The 13471-nt window shown below is 66.2% G+C and carries 15 protein-coding genes; 7 read left to right on the top strand and 8 right to left on the bottom strand.

Annotation, left to right across the window (positions count from 1 at the left end):
* Positions 1-36 precede the first annotated feature (36 nt).
* On the top strand, positions 37-939 hold the full coding sequence (locus tag A5708_RS11305; protein WP_065028711.1) for an NAD-dependent epimerase/dehydratase family protein: 903 nt from the start codon (positions 37-39) through the stop codon (positions 937-939).
* Between the two features lie 12 nt (positions 940-951).
* Here the strand turns inward: A5708_RS11305 and A5708_RS11310 are convergent, their stop codons facing one another.
* The gene (locus A5708_RS11310; RefSeq protein ID WP_065028712.1) at positions 952-1773 is read right to left on the bottom strand and encodes an alpha/beta fold hydrolase; all 822 of its coding nucleotides are present in this window, start codon (positions 1771-1773) and stop codon (positions 952-954) included.
* A 90-nt stretch (positions 1774-1863) separates the two neighbouring features.
* Between A5708_RS11310 and A5708_RS11315 the strand changes: the two genes are divergently transcribed.
* The 3 genes from A5708_RS11315 to A5708_RS11325 all read left to right on the top strand — a co-directional run bounded on the left by A5708_RS11315 (position 1864) and on the right by A5708_RS11325 (position 4295).
* Entirely contained in the window at positions 1864-2313 is a 450-nt protein-coding gene (locus A5708_RS11315) for a helix-turn-helix transcriptional regulator (RefSeq protein ID WP_065028713.1), read from the top strand.
* Positions 2314-2317: 4 nt separating this feature from the next.
* The gene (locus tag A5708_RS11320) at positions 2318-2728 is read left to right on the top strand and encodes a VOC family protein (protein WP_065028714.1); all 411 of its coding nucleotides are present in this window, start codon (positions 2318-2320) and stop codon (positions 2726-2728) included.
* 112 nt (positions 2729-2840) lie between these two features.
* Positions 2841-4295 carry an aldehyde dehydrogenase family protein gene (locus tag A5708_RS11325; protein WP_065028715.1) on the top strand — a complete coding sequence of 485 codons (1455 nt, stop codon included), beginning with the start codon at positions 2841-2843 and terminating at the stop codon, positions 4293-4295.
* A gap of 72 nt (positions 4296-4367) precedes the next feature.
* Here the strand turns inward: A5708_RS11325 and A5708_RS11330 are convergent, their stop codons facing one another.
* Positions 4368-4622 (bottom strand): hypothetical protein, encoded by a 255-nt coding sequence (locus tag A5708_RS11330; RefSeq protein WP_065028716.1) that lies wholly within the window; start codon positions 4620-4622, stop codon positions 4368-4370.
* Positions 4623-4807: 185 nt separating this feature from the next.
* On the opposite strand from A5708_RS11330, the gene A5708_RS11335 reads away from it, so the two are divergent.
* Both A5708_RS11335 and A5708_RS11340 read left to right on the top strand, forming a co-directional pair.
* Entirely contained in the window at positions 4808-5470 is a 663-nt protein-coding gene (locus A5708_RS11335; protein ID WP_065028717.1) for a hypothetical protein, read from the top strand.
* Positions 5471-5500: 30 nt separating this feature from the next.
* Positions 5501-6343, top strand: a complete 843-nt coding sequence (locus A5708_RS11340) for a class I SAM-dependent methyltransferase (RefSeq protein WP_065028718.1) — start codon at positions 5501-5503, stop codon at positions 6341-6343.
* 10 nt (positions 6344-6353) lie between these two features.
* Here the strand turns inward: A5708_RS11340 and A5708_RS11345 are convergent, their stop codons facing one another.
* The 3 genes from A5708_RS11345 to A5708_RS11355 form a co-directional block, all read right to left on the bottom strand.
* Positions 6354-7202, bottom strand: coding sequence for a glycoside hydrolase family 16 protein (locus A5708_RS11345; RefSeq protein WP_065028719.1), 849 nt, complete (start codon positions 7200-7202; stop codon positions 6354-6356).
* 768 nt (positions 7203-7970) lie between these two features.
* Entirely contained in the window at positions 7971-8612 is a 642-nt protein-coding gene (locus A5708_RS11350) for a carboxymuconolactone decarboxylase family protein (protein WP_065028720.1), read from the bottom strand.
* Between the two features lie 222 nt (positions 8613-8834).
* Positions 8835-9476, bottom strand: a complete 642-nt coding sequence (locus A5708_RS11355) for a cutinase family protein (protein ID WP_155765979.1) — start codon at positions 9474-9476, stop codon at positions 8835-8837.
* Positions 9477-9651: 175 nt separating this feature from the next.
* Here A5708_RS11355 and A5708_RS11360 point away from each other — a divergent pair, with 175 nt between their 5' ends.
* Entirely contained in the window at positions 9652-10314 is a 663-nt protein-coding gene (locus tag A5708_RS11360) for a class I SAM-dependent methyltransferase (RefSeq protein WP_065028722.1), read from the top strand.
* 12 nt (positions 10315-10326) lie between these two features.
* Here the strand turns inward: A5708_RS11360 and A5708_RS11365 are convergent, their stop codons facing one another.
* The 3 genes from A5708_RS11365 to A5708_RS11375 are packed head-to-tail and all read right to left on the bottom strand — an operon-like array spanning position 10327 to position 13392.
* Positions 10327-11403: a prenyltransferase gene (locus A5708_RS11365; protein ID WP_065028723.1), complete on the bottom strand. Its 1077-nt coding sequence runs from the start codon at positions 11401-11403 to the stop codon at positions 10327-10329.
* Positions 11390-12148, bottom strand: coding sequence for a class I SAM-dependent methyltransferase (locus tag A5708_RS11370; RefSeq protein ID WP_065028724.1), 759 nt, complete (start codon positions 12146-12148; stop codon positions 11390-11392). Before A5708_RS11370 ends, A5708_RS11365 begins: the two co-directional genes overlap by 14 nt.
* Positions 12142-13392, bottom strand: coding sequence for a glycosyltransferase family 4 protein (locus A5708_RS11375; RefSeq protein WP_065028725.1), 1251 nt, complete (start codon positions 13390-13392; stop codon positions 12142-12144). Before A5708_RS11375 ends, A5708_RS11370 begins: the two co-directional genes overlap by 7 nt.
* Between the last annotated feature and the right edge of the window lie 79 nt (positions 13393-13471).

Genomic DNA, 13471 nt, shown 5'->3' on the forward strand with positions numbered 1-13471 from the left:
ACGATCATCTCTCGCGATGTCGCTACCATTGCGCGCATGCGCGGCTCAAAAATCCTGATCACCGGCCCGACCGGCCAAATCGCCACCCCCATCGCCCGAGCGCTTGCCGCCGACAACGAGGTGTGGGGAATCGCCCGTTTCACCAACCCCGCCGCGCGAGAAGGACTCGAGAAGGCCGGGATTCATTGCGAGAAGGTGAATCTGGCGGCCGGCGACTTCACCGCTCTGCCAACGGATTTCGACTATGTTCTGAACTTGGCGGTGGCCAAGAGCGGAAGCTGGGACAAGGACCTCGCGGCCAACGCGGAGTCGGTCGGCCTGCTGATGGCCCACTGCCGCAACGCGAAGGCCTTCCTGCACTGCTCGTCGGCCGCCGTGTACGACCCGCCTGGCGACGACCCCCGCAGCGAGCAGTCCGCCCTGGGCGACAACCACAAGCCGTTGTTCCCCACCTATTCCATCTCCAAGATCGCCGGGGAGGTGGTCGCCCGGTCGGTGGCGCGCGTCGTCGGCGTGCCCACCACGATCGCCCGGCTCAACGTCCCCTACGGCGACAACGGTGGGTGGCCGTTCTACCACATGGAGATGATGTTGGGCGGTATCCCGATTCCCGTTCCACCCGGTGAACCCGCCCGCTACAACCCCATTCACGAGGACGACATCATCGCGACCATCCCCAAGCTGCTCGAGGTCGCGTCGGTCCCGGCGACCACGGTCAACTGGTGCGGCGACCAGACGATCAGCCTGCAGGAGTGGTGCGATTACCTGGGCTCGCTCGTCGGCAGGGAGCCGATCTTCGAAGCGAGCGACCAAGCGCTGCGCGGCAATCCCACCACCATCGACCGGATGCACGAACTCATCGGCGGTACCTCGGTCGACTGGCGCGACGGAATCCGCCGCATGGCGGCCAAGTTCCACCCCGAGCTCGTCGGCGTCTAGGGGCCGTCTCTCTCACAGGTGAACCAGGACGCGTTCGGCGAACGACTCGGGATGCTCCCGATGCATGAAATGTCCGCCCCGGACCTCCTCGACGATGTACTCGTTGTCGAACATCCGCGCGGCGCGCCGATAGTCCGACGGCTCGGCGACCGGATCGTCTAACCCTGCGAATGCGACCACCGGCACCGCGATTCGCGCCTTCAGTGATGCGCTGGGCTTGGGGGAAAGCTTTCGGTAGTAGCCGAACGCCGCGTTCAAGCTTGCCGGGTTGGAGAAGCTCGCGCGGACCGCGTCGAATTCCCGCGGATCGGGATTCCACGTCGGGGACCACCGTCGATAAATCGCCGGCAGCGCCGCGAAGTCGTTGCGCGCGAAGCGCTCCGGTGCTCCCGGCAACTTGTATGCCGCAAAGTGGCGGACGCCCCACAGCTTCTTGAGTGTCGGCTTGAGCGTGGCAGGGTGCGGAATGCCGATGACGAACAGCTTTTTCACCCGGTCAGGGGCCAGGGCCGCCGCACCGTATGCGGCGGCGGCTCCCCAGTCGTGCCCGATGATGACGGCGTCGCGGGCGCCGAGCGCTTCGATGAGTGCCAGCGGGTCGCGCGCCAGAGTCTCCTGGTCAGCGTCGGATGCCGGGATCGCGCTGGGGTGGTATCCGCGCATGTAAGGGCTGACCGCACGGTAGCCCTCGGCGGCAACGCGTGGGCGAAGGCCATCCCAGGTATGCGCCGTGTCGGGGAAACCGTGCAGCATGAGCACGAGGGGCCCCGAGCCCTGTTCGATGTAGGCGAATCTCAGTCCGTTCGCTTCGACGAAAGCGATCTCATCGCCCATGCTTCGGGGACAGTACGCTCCTGCACGGCTGGCGCAAGGGGCGTTCGACGATGCTGGGCAACTGCGGAACGAACATGACAACATCACCGGGTGACCAACGGACAAGACGCGGCGCAGCGCCTGCGCACGCTGGTGCTGTTGCGCCGCGTCCGCGACCGCATCGACCGTGACTACGCGCAGCCGCTGGACGTCGAAGCGCTCGCGCGCGGGGTGCACATGTCCGCCGGCCACCTCAGCCGCGAATTCCGGCGCGCCTACGGCGAATCGCCGTACTCCTATCTGATGACGCGGCGCATCGAGCGCGCGATGGCGCTGCTGCGCCGCGGCGAATTGAGCGTTACCGAGGTGTGCTTCGTGGTCGGGTGCTCATCCTTGGGCACGTTCAGCACCCGATTCACCGAACTGGTCGGCGAATCGCCCAGCGCGTACCGGCGCCGAGCGGCCGGCGCGCTGGCCGGCATGCCGCCCTGCGTGGCCAAACAGGTGACGCGACCGGTCAGGAATCGAGAAGCATCCGCCGTCGGGCCGCACTTAGCCTGACCGCATGAACATCACCATTCACTCAAGCTTCCTTCCCCACGAGGACCCGGAAGCATCGCTTGCCTTCTATCGCGACATCCTGGGGTTCGAGGTTCGCCTCGACGTCGGTAAGGGCGCGATGCGCTGGATCACGGTCGGGCCGCCGAACCAGCCGGATACGTCCATCGTTTTGAACCCGCCGGCCGCCAACCCGGGCATCACCGACGACGAGCGCCGCACCATCGCCGAAATGATGGCCAAGGGCAGCTACGCCACACTGCTGCTGGCCACCAAGGACCTCGACGGCACCTTCGAACGGCTGCAGGGCGGCGACGTCGACATCGTCCAGGAGCCCACCGACCAGCCGTACGGGCTGCGCGACTGCGCCGTCCGCGATCCCGCGGGAAACCTCATTCGCATCCAACAACTGCGCTGAGCGGGTCCGCGTGCGGATGCTTGACCAGGCGTGTGCACAATGCTAAGCAAGTGCTCAGCACTGAGCGCATTGGGCGCCGGGGCCCCACGACCGGCAAGACGAAAGGGATCAGATGACGGTGCAGGCGGTATTGGACGACATACGCAAGCGCCCCGGAACGGGCGACGTCATCTCGGTCATCGATCCCGCGACCGAGGAAACGATCACCGAATTCACCGACTGCGGGCAGGAAGCGGTCAATGACGCCGCGGCCAAGGCGAAGGCAACCTTCGAGTCGGGGGTCTGGGCGGACCTGCCGGGCCGCGAGCGGGCCAAAATCCTGTGGCGGATCGGCGAGCTGATCGACGAACACGCCGAGGAGTTCGCGCAACTCGATTCGCTCAACACCGGCATGCCGCTGATGCAGGCCCAGTTGCAGATGTCGACCTGTTCGGAGTTCTTCCGCTACTACGCCGGTTGGTGTTCGAAGATCAACGGCGTCGCATACGACGTGAAGACCGACGGCATCGCCACCGACAACTACGTCAACATGCACGCCTACACGCTTAAAGAGCCGTACAGCGTGGTGGGCCTGATCTTCCCGTGGAACGGCCCGATCTTCAACGCCAGCGCGAAGCTGGCGCCGGCCCTGGCCGCGGGCGGCAGCCTGCTGGTCAAGCCGGCCGAGGAGACACCGTTGTCGGCACTGCTGTTGGACAGGCTCATCCACGAGGCCGGCGTGCCCGAGGGGGTCGTCAACCTGCTGACCGGCTACGGCCACACCGCGGGTGCCGCGATCACCGCGCACCCCGACGTCCAGAAGGTCGCCTTCACCGGTTCCACCGAGGTCGGCAAGGAGATCGTGCGGGCGTCGGCCGACAACCTGAAGAAGGTCACGCTCGAACTCGGCGGCAAGTCGCCGGTGCTGATCTTCGACGACGCCAACCTGGACAACGCCATCATGATGGCGTCGCTGGGCATCTTCGTGCACTCCGGCCAGGGCTGCGTGTGCGGGTCGCGCATCTTCGCCCAGCGCGGCGTCTACGACCGGGTCGTGGAAGGCATTGCGATGATGGCGAATTCGTTCAAGCTCGGCGCCCCCAGTGAGGAGGGCTGCGTCAGCGGGCCACTGATCAGCGAGAAGCAGCTGAACCGCGTCATGGGCTTCATCGACGAGGGCAAGAAGGACGGCGTCGAGGTGGTCACCGGCGGGCACCGCCTGGACCGCAAGGGCTACTTCGTGCACCCGACGGTGCTCACCAACGTCGACACCGGCATGCGGCTGTACCAGCAGGAGATCTTCGGGCCGGTGGTCACCATCCTGCCGTTCGACGACGAGGACGAGGCCGTGGCCCTGGCCAACGACACCACCTACGGCCTGGCGGCCACCGCCTGGACGGAGAACCTGGGCCGGGCCCACCGCATCATGAGGCGGCTGCAGGCCGGGAGCGTTCAGGTCAACTGCCAATTGGTCTTCGACCACGATGTGCCGTTCGGCGGATACAAGCAGTCCGGCTGGGGTCACGAGTTCGGAAAAGAGGGCCTCGAGATCTACCTCAAGACGAAGTCGGTCTGGGCCCAGCTCTAAACCTGTTGTCGCACAACGGAAAGTCCCGGACCCCAACCAGGTCCGGGACTTCTCCGACGGCCGTCAGGCGAGTCAAGATCCCTTGTTGTAGCGGGCGAGGAACCCGACGGAGGCCACCGCGGCCGCGGTCCCGATCACACCCCACAACACCACCTGGAAAGCCATCGCGCCGAAGAACCAGCCGAAAGTCATTCCGAGATAGAGCATCCAGATCAGCCGGTAAACGCTCCAGATCGCGAGCAGGCCGGTGCTGATCCCGATGTAGAGGCTTCGTTGGCGATCGACACGGTTGATCTGCTCTTGGATGCTGGTCGGCACGATGTTCATTTGCTGTCTTCCTTTCGTGGGGCGCCACCTCCGTGGCGGCGTCGTTGCGGTAAGTACAGACCCGTCCGGCGGCTACCGATCCCAATCACGCGCCCCCAACCGGACGCCGGCAACGGACCCGGCCGTTTCGGGCCGCCGGCCTCGCGCGCGCTCTACTCTGCACAAAGGGGAGAAGGGTTGGCTCGATGAACGTGGTGACCCGCATGGTGCCGGTCTGGGTCGCCTTCCTGGTTATGGCGACCTCGACGGCCGGACCCGCGGGCGCGGATCCGCCGGCCACCCAGGTGATCACCGTGATGGCCGTCGGGCCCAGCGGCGAAGCGATCAACGGGTACAAGGTGGCATCGGGGCCGGGCAACGTCGGGCAGGCCGGCGACTGCTCGGAACCGTCGCCGTCGGCGGTTGCCGACAACGTCTACTACTGTTCGCCGAGTGCGGCCGGGGCCGGCACCTGCTGGCCGTCGACGCCGGGATCGCTTCTGTGCGTAGACAATCCGTGGGACATGCAGATGCACCGGGTGACGTTCGACGGCCAGCTTCCGCCCGTGCACGCGACCGCCACCCCGGATCCGTTCGCGCTCACCCTCGACGACGGCACCCGCTGCCTGCTGCGCAACGGCGGTGCGTGGGGCGGACGAGCCGACGGGTACACCGGCGTCTACGGATGCGGCAGCGACCTTGCCGTGCTGTGGCTGCCCAGCCAGGGCGCCGGATCCTGTATCGACCGCTCATCGCCGGCATGGACCGTCAGGGTCGGTCGGCTCGGCGCACCCGACGCCGTCCTCCCGCCGCCCGCGACCCGGACCGTGACCGAGGCCTGGTTCGCCGGAGGCAGGGCTGGTCAGTAGGACGCGGACGGTACTGCTATAACGCAACGTATGTCTGGTCCAGCGCACACCATCACCCACGTCTCCGATACGGCCCGCTGGACGGCGCTGCACCGAGCGACCGAATCGGCCCGCCCCGATGCGCTGTTCAACGACCACCTCGCGGAACGCCTCGCCGGTGAGCAGGGCCGCGCGATCGTCGCAGGAGTTCCATGGACGGACCGCAGCGGTTGCTGGCTGGTCGCACGGACCAAGCTCATCGACGACGCCATCGCCGACGCACTCGCGCACGGCTGTGACCGCGTTCTGAACCTGGCCGCCGGCCTGGACACCCGGCCCTATCGCCTCGACCTCCCGCCGGACCTGATCTGGATCGAGGCCGACCTGCCCAAGCTGCTCGCCGAAAAGACGCAAGTACTCGCCGATCAGACCCCGCGCTGCCGGCTCAACCGCATACCGGTTGACCTCGCCGACCCGCACGCGCGAGACAGCTTCTTCAGCGAAGCGCTGGACGGCGCGACGAAGGCCTTCGTGCTGACCGAGGGGTTGTCGATGTATCTGGAGGCCTCCGACATCGCGGCCCTTTCGGGTGCGATCAAGCGACCTCAGGTCGCCTGGTGGATGATCGATTTCGCCTTTCCCGGCCTGAAGGAGCGGGTCAACAAGAATGTCGCCGGGATCTCGGAGAACGCACCCTTCAAGTTCGCGCCCGAAAACGGGCTGGCCTTCTTCGAAGAGCTCGGCTGGCGAGCCGTCGAGGCGGAATCGCTGATGGTGGCGGCCAACCGGTTCGGCCGCTTACCGATCTGGATGCGCCCGCTTGCCTGGCTGCGATCGGATTTGCGACGTCCGGGTGGCAGGCCCACGAGCGCGATCGCGCTGCTGACGCACTGAGACGTGCCGACTACCAGACGCGTATCCAGTCGATGAGCATGTCGGCGGGGTAGCTGCCGGGGCCCGGGTCTTCGCCACCCGACCCGGCGACTGCCAGGTTGAACACCGGATAGACCGTGTAGCCCGCCCCGTTGAACGGCCAGTCCGGCAGCGAGCTCGCCGGCACGTCGAAGTAGGGGGCAGCGCCGTCGGTGTAGTCCTTCCAGAACCGGATGCCCGCCTCGTCCCACTGCGTGCGCCAGGTATGCCAGGCGCTGTCCACCGCGATGTTGTGCGTCTTCCATTCGCCGCCGTTGGCCTTGGCGTGCACGGTCGTGGCCGACGGCCATTTGCCGTTGCCGTACCACTCCATGACGTCGATCTCGCCCTGATCGTCATTGCCGAGCCAATATGCGGGCCAGGCGCCCGGGGTCAGGCAGTTCAGCTTGATGCGGGCTTCCCAGGTGTGGCCGACACCGCCGCGCCACAGGCTTTGCACCTTGCCGCTGTAGTAGGTGGGGCCGTCCTTGGCGGCGCGCAGCACCAGATTGGAATTGCCGTCGACGAACACATTGCGGCGATCGTCGCGGTACTGCCCGATGTGCTCGGGCAGCTCCCAATAGGTCGGGTCCTTGATCGTCTCGCGGGCTTTGGCGATCGCCCATTTCGATGCATCGGGGGCGGAGCCTGCCGGACCATCGAACTCGTCCGAGAAGATGTAGCTCCCGGACTGGCCGCTGGGCGCCGCGGGCGGCGGTATCCGACCGGCAGGTTCGTCCTGTCGGGGTGGGTAGGCCCAGGCTTTCGAGGCCGGCAGCGTAGCTGCCAGCACGCCGATCCCGGTTGTCAGAATCATGCGGCGGCGATCGATCTCCGGCATAAGCACAGGACCCTAGCAGGCAACCGTGCATGAGGCTCAAACGGGAATTCTGTCGGTGCCCGTCGCTAGGGTTTTGATCGCGGTCGTACCAGTACGGACGACAGCACGGCAGTGGCAACGGATTACATTCGTCGAATTCACGGCCAATTCTCACCTTGACAGGTGGTTTGGTCTCAGGATTCGGCGGGCATTCTGGAATCACGATCCGATAACCACACTGTTGTAGCTTTTGCGGGTGGTGCTGAGAGGAGTGACGATCGTGGCGAATACACCAGAAGGCACGGTTATATTCCTTCAAGCCCATCCAGCATGGGCGGCCGCTCAACGTCGAGAACGCGAACGCAATGAAGCAATGCGCCGTCACCCGTCTTTCCGCGCCCGCCAGCGCGCCGCAGCTGGTAATCCGGTCGTTCCGATGGTCCGCAACTTCAAGCCGTACTCCAGCGGCAACACCCCCGCCTGAATTCTCCATCCAATTCGCGTGGACCCGATCGTTATTCGCGCCTCTGAAAAGTAGGCCGCGGAGCAAACAGTTAATCGGGCCGTATCTGCCGAAACTCTCAAGTTCTAGTTGAGGTATCTGGAGCCTGCCCAACGCTACTACTATTCGTAGTATCCGTTAGTGGGCGCTGCCAGTGCCCGACGACCAGGGTGCGGCGACAACGCCCCGTTCGCTTACCGCAGCAATCGCCTTTGCCGCCGCGTTTGCCCTCTTGCGATCGACCATTTTTGGCTGAGACAGCTCGAGAAACCGCTCAACGCGACACGTCAGTCACGCCCGGAGGTCGCGGCGCCGATATCGAGCACACCGCCGCCCGCCGGATCGTCAACCTCGACTACCGGGTCGTCGACGTCGTCGAACTCCAGCCGCAGGGCCCGAGACATGATCGCGTGCATCACGTACATGGTCGTGGTGTAGGTGAATTCGAGGATCTCGGTGTCGGTGAAGACCTCACGCAGCTGGGTGAACAATTCCTCGGGCACTCGGCCATGTTGTCCCGCCAGGCAATCCGCGTACGCCAGCAACAGCCGCTCGGTCTGGTCGAAACACTCGGCGGTCTGCCAAGACGGTATGGCCGCGATCTTCTCCTCGGATAGTCCCGCCGACCGGCACGCCTTGCAGTGCTGCGAGAAGACAAACCGGCTGCCGACCACCCAGCCCGCCCGGATCTGGCCCAGCTCGCGCTGATCGGCGCGGATGGAGACCTCTTCGCGGTAGAGGCGGAAGCCGCGCACCGCATGGCGCAGCGCTGCAGGGGACTGCGCCATCACTGTCCACCAGTTGCCGGGTGTGCCGCCCACCGCGCCCGGCTCGGCAACCGGATCACGATCGCCGAACATGAAGTCGTACATCTTGAGCGTGAATTCGTCGCTGACATCACTCCGCGGGATCGGATCAAGACGCGGCATCGCGTCTCCTCTCAGCTGGCGGCGCAGATCTGGAATTAGCGCAGATTGCTCTCGATCCTAAGTTCTGCGATTGCCGGGGATCGAGGTCCTCGGGCGCCTGCCGGCCCGCATTCTCATCGGCATGCCGACACGCACTGGCGAACTGATCGACGCGCGAACCCGCCTAGCGGATGTGAGCCTTGCCCAGCGGTCGGGAGGGAGGGCGCCGTTGGGCGAAGCGGGTCAGAGCTTGCCGGCGACGAAGTCCGCGGCCTGGTTGGCCATGCCCGCGTCGATGTAGGCGCCGGCGAGATGCTGTGGCCAGTTTTCCTTCCAGGTGTTCGGATCGGCCGGGTTGCAGATGGGATCGGCGCCGTGGCACAACTCGATGGTCCGGTCGTTGTAGGTCGGGTTGAAGTTGGTGATCGGACCCACCCACTGGCTTCCGTTGCCGAACAAGGCGACGGCGGCGATGTGCTGATCGGTGCCGGGCGGTAGCGGGCTGTCGAAGCCGAACGCGCCGATGGGCGCCGCCAGCACGACGTCGGTGACCGCCGCGCCCAGCGAATAGCCGCCCAGCACCAGCCGGGTGTCGGGGCAGTTGTTGACCATGTCCTGGATGTGGTGGCTCATGTCGTTGGCGCCCTGCGCGACCTCGGTGTCGGCCGGGTACTGCACGGCGTACGCGCCGACGGTCCTGTTCACCTTGCTGCGCACGTCGCTGATGAACGCATTGCCCAGCACGCCGGGCCCGGGTGATTCGTTGCGCCCGCGCGCGAACACGATCTGCACCGGCGGGCAGTTCGCGGCCGCAGCCCGCGGTGCCGCCCCCGGTGTCCCGGGCGGCAGCACCGCGGCGGGCAGCATCAGGGCGGCCGCGGCCATCACCGCGGCAAAGCCAACACCAGCAAATTCACGGATAAGCAAGGCGCGCACAGAATGATGTTAGAGCGAACCCGCTCCGCCCGCTGGGCAGCCGGGATACAGATCGCGAGCGATCGCTCAGCGCGAACAACGACCACGGTGCCGGCTGCGTCGATCGAGACGATAGGTTCAGCTGATGAGTCACGTCGACGCGCATGCGCCCGAGCGCTTGTTCGCGCTGGCCGAGCAGGTGCAAGGTTTCATGCCGGCCGACGAGGGCCGCGCGCTGTACGAGGCCGCGCTGCGGTATCTCGGCGGCGGGATCGGCGTCGAGATCGGCACATACTGCGGCAAGTCCACCCTTTTGCTGGGTGCGGCGGCGCAACAGACCGGTGGCGTGGTCTACACCGTCGACCACCATCACGGTTCCGAGGAGCACCAGGCCGGGTGGGATTATCACGACGCGTCGATGGTGGATGAGGTCACGGGCCTGTTCGACACGCTGCCGACGTTTCGTCGTGCGCTCGATACCGCCCGGTTGGGCGACCACGTCGTCGCGATCGTCGGCAAGTCACCGCTGGTGGCGCGGGCCTGGCGCGCGCCACTGCAGTTCCTGTTCATCGACGGCGGCCACAGCGAGGTCGCCGCGAACCAGGATTTCGACGGCTGGGCCAAATGGGTCGACACCGGCGGCGCGCTGGTCATCCACGACGTGTTCCCCGACCCCAAGGACGGCGGGCGGCCACCGTATTACATCTACTGTCGCGCACTCGATTCCGGCCAGTTCCGGGAGGTCTCGGCCACCGGATCGCTGCGGCTGCTCGAACGTGTCAGTGGTGAGCCGGGGGAGCAGCTCTAGGGGAGCGGCCCGTTATCGGCCCGGACCGGTGACAACGCATTCGCAATCGAAGTCGGTCTGCAGGCCCACCGGCAGCTCGTCGCCGCGGAAGATTCCCGCCCCGGCGGTGGTGTTCGACAGCGCGTCGGCCGCCAAAATCATCGCCGCACCGGTCCAGGTGGTGCGCTCCTCGGGCCACCGCTTACCGTCCGCGAAAACCAGTCCCGTCCAATAAGATCCGTCGCCTTCGCGCAGATGCTGCATCGCGGCGAACTGCCGGTGCGCATCCGCGTGCTGCCCGATGGCGTCCAGCGCCATCACCAGCTCGCAGGTTTCGGCCCCGGTCACCCACGGACGATCGCCGACACACCGGATGCCCAGGCCCTCGACCACGAACGCATCCCAACGCTGCGTGATGCGCGCGGCCGCCGCCGGACCGCGCAGGGCGCTACCGAGGATGGGGTAGTACCAGTCCATCGAGTAGCGGTCCTTTTCGGTGAACGCCTCCGGGTGCGCGGAGACGGCGTGACCCAGCCGGCCCAGCGCCAATTCCCACTCCGGCTGCGGGTCCTCGACCAAGGCGGCCAGGGCGAGCGCACAGCGGATGCTGTGAAAAATGCTCGAGCATCCGGTCAGGAGGGCTTCCGGTAACACGCCGGCTTCGCTTCGCGCCCAACCGATCTCGCCGTAGCCGAGTTGCATGTCGATGACGAAGTCGATCGCCTTGTGCACCACCGGCCACATCTCGGTCGCGAACGTCTCGTCGCCGGTGACCAGCACGTGATGCCACACTCCGGCGCCGATGTAGGCGCAGAAGTTGCTGTCACTGTTGGCGTCTTCGATGACACCCGCGCGGAACTGGATGGGCCACGAGCCATCGGGGCGCTGGGTGCGGCGGCTCCAGTCGAAGGCGGCCCGCGCCGGCTCCAGCAGCCCGGCGGTGGTGAGCGCCATCGCGCACTCGATGTGATCCCACGGATCGGTATGGCCGCCCTCGAACCACGGGATGGCACCCGACGGTTCCTGTGCGGCGGCGATGGACAGCGCGGTCTGCCGGCATTGTTCGGGAGTCAGGACCCCCGGAACTGCGGGCGGGTTAGACCGATGCAACTGAATATCCTTCAGTCGCTTCGCTTTTTGCCTCCTGCGGTTTGACGAAGTACATTGCCACACTCTTGCCCACCAGCGGATTGAGCAGCGACTCCGCCAGCTGGGTGATCTTCGGCCGGTGCATCAGGTCCCACACCAGCAGCTTGTGGTAGGTGGTCACCGCGCGGTGTTCGGTGTTCTCCACGCCGACAGCGCATTTGAGCCACCAGAAGGGGGAGTGCAGTGCGTGGGCGTGATGGGTGTGGGTCAATTCCAGTCCACCGCCCAGGATCTTGCCGCGCAATTCGCTGGCGCGGTAGATGCGTACGTGGCCACCCTCGTTGGCGTGGTACTCGTCCGACAGCCACCAGCACACCTGCTCGGGCAGCCACCGCGGCACGCTGATCGCGAGCGTGCCACCGATTTTGAGCACCCTGATCAGCTCGGCGATCGCCGCGTCGTCCTGGGGAACGTGCTCCAGGATCTCCGACGCGATGACGCAGTCGAACGTCTGATCGGCGTAGGGCAACTTGAGCGCGTCACCGACGACCACCGTCGCCGAGGCGCCGCCGGGCGCCTCGCCCGTTTCGGCCATCGCGCGCAGAATTGTATCCACGGAACGCAATTCGGCTTCGTCGCGGTCGAAGGCGACGACGTCTGCGCCGCGCCGATACGCTTCGAACGCGTGCCGGCCGGCTCCGCACCCCACGTCGATGACCTTGGTCGACGGCCCGATCCCGAGCCGGTCGAAATCGACTGTCAGCATGGCGCTCCGCTCTGCGCGTTGCGTGCGATCGCCCGCTCGTAGACCCGAACGGTCTGAGCGGCGACCGCTTCCCAGCTGAAGACGTTGACGGCACGGGTGCGGCCCGCCTTGCCGAGGCTGCGGCGCTTTTCCGGGGAGTCCAGGAGTTCACCGAGCGCGTGCGTCAGCGCATCCACGTCGGCGGGCGGCACCAGCTCGGCGCAAGCACCGTCCGTCCCAAGGACTTCCGGCAGTGCGCCGACCCGGCTGGCGACGATCGGGGTGCCGCTGGCCATGGCCTCCACCGCAGGCAGCGAAAACCCTTCGTAGAGCGACGGGATGCAGGCGACCTCCGCGGACGCGAACAAAGCGGCCAACTCGGCGTCGGACAACCCGCTGGTGATGTGCACGATGTCGGAGATCCCGAGTTCGGCGATGAGCTTGTGGGTCGGGCCGTTGGGCTCCACCTTGGCAACCAACCGCAACTCGAGATCACGGACGGTGCGCAGCCGGGCGACCGCCTGCAGCAGGGTGCGCACACCCTTGAGCGGGGTGTCGGCGCTGGCGATCGCGATGATGCGGCCGGGTTCGCGGGGGCCTGATCCCGGTTTGAACAGCTCGGTGTTCACTCCCAGCGGGACGACGTGAAGTTGCTCGGGTGCCACGCCGAAATCGGCGATGATGTCCGAGGCCGACGAGGACGAGACGGTCAACAGGTCGGGGATGTGCCGGGCGACCTCTTGTTGCATGTCCAAGAACCCATACCAGCGGCGTACCAACGGCTTTCGCCACCATCGCGCGGCGGCGAGGTCCAGCACCCGATCGCGGGTGATCGGGTGGTGCACGGTGGCCACGACCGGAAGTCCCGCCTCGACGATGCTGAGCAGTCCGGTGCCCAGGCTCTGGTTGTCGTGGACCACGTCGAAATCGGCTGTCCGCTGGGCAAGTAACCGCGCGGCCCGCATCGTGAACGTTCGCGGTTCGGGGAAGCCCGCTGTCCACATGGTGAGCAGTTCCAGAAGGTCGATGGAGTCACGAATCTCGCTCGGCCGCGGGACCCGGAAGGGGTCGGGTTCCCGATACAGATCAAGGCTGGGCACCTCGGTGAGCCGGACCCGCGGATCGAGCAGGTCGGGATACGGCTGCCCGGAGAACACCTCGACGTCGTGACCGAGTTCCACCAGACCGTGGCTGAGATGGCGCACGTACACGCCCTGTCCGCCGCAATGGGTCTTACTACGGTAGGACAGCAGGGCAATTCGCATACTCAACTCTTCTTTGCTGGAAAGTGACCGCGGAATGGCGCCGAATCCATCGCGGTCAACGGGCTCCCGAACCCCGTGA

Source organism: Mycobacterium colombiense (assembly GCF_001672755.1).
Lineage (GTDB): Bacteria > Actinomycetota > Actinomycetes > Mycobacteriales > Mycobacteriaceae > Mycobacterium > Mycobacterium colombiense_C.